This window comes from Shewanella sp. SG41-4, assembly GCF_014164505.1.
Taxonomy (GTDB): domain Bacteria; phylum Pseudomonadota; class Gammaproteobacteria; order Enterobacterales; family Shewanellaceae; genus Shewanella.
The window spans coordinates 1-1,126 of record NZ_JACJFI010000650.1 but is presented as its reverse complement, the minus strand read 5'-3'; the positions used below and the strand labels follow the sequence as shown (position 1 = coordinate 1,126).

Genomic DNA, 1,126 nt, shown 5'->3' with positions numbered 1-1,126 from the left:
AATAAAAAAGGAAGCCTAAGCTTCCTTTTCTGTGTTCACTAAAGTCGCTATTACGCGATAATTTTAGCTACAACACCAGCACCAACTGTACGGCCACCTTCACGGATAGCGAAACGTAAACCGTCGTCCATCGCGATTGGGTAAATCAGAGTAACGACCATCTTGATGTTATCACCAGGCATAACCATTTCTACGCCTTCTGGTAACTCAATTGTGCCTGTTACGTCTGTTGTACGGAAGAAGAACTGTGGACGGTAACCTTTGAAGAATGGAGTATGACGTCCGCCTTCTTCTTTTGACAACACGTAAACTTCTGATTCGAAAGTTGTGTGTGGGTTAATTGAACCAGGCTTAGCTAGTACTTGACCACGTTCTACATCATCACGCTTAGTACCACGTAATAACACACCACAGTTTTCGCCAGCACGACCTTCGTCAAGTAACTTACGGAACATTTCTACACCAGTACAAGTCGTTTTAGTTGTTGGTCTAACACCAACAATTTCAACTTCGTCTGATACGCGAACGATACCACGTTCAACACGACCTGTTACCACTGTACCACGACCTGAAATCGAGAATACGTCTTCGATTGGTAGTAGGAATGGCTTATCGATGTCACGAGCTGGTTCTGGGATATATGTATCTAAAGCTTCTGCAAGCTCAAGAATTTTTGCTTCCCACTCTGGCTGGCCTTCTAGAGCCTTAAGAGCTGAACCTTGAATTACTGGTAAATCATCACCTGGGAAGTCGTATTCTGAAAGAAGCTCACGCACTTCCATTTCAACTAATTCTAGTAATTCTTCGTCATCTACCATGTCACATTTGTTCATGAATACGATGATGAAAGGTACGCCTACTTGACGAGAAAGCAAGATGTGCTCACGTGTCTGTGGCATTGGACCGTCTGTAGCAGCAACTACTAAGATTGCGCCATCCATCTGTGCAGCACCGGTAATCATGTTTTTAACATAATCCGCGTGACCTGGACAATCTACGTGTGCGTAGTGACGAATTGGTGTGTCATATTCGATGTGAGAAGTATTAATTGTAATACCGCGCTCACGCTCTTCTGGAGCGTTATCGATTTGTGCGAAGTTCTTAACTTCACCACCATAAGTTTTAG

The 1,126-nt window shown here is 43.7% G+C and carries 1 protein-coding gene; it reads right to left on the bottom strand.

Features of this window, described 5'->3' with window-relative positions:
- Positions 1–50: 50 nt before the first annotated feature.
- The coding region (gene tuf, locus H5202_RS22985; protein WP_182774053.1) for an elongation factor Tu at positions 51–1,126 on the bottom strand (1,076 nt) is incomplete at its 5' end.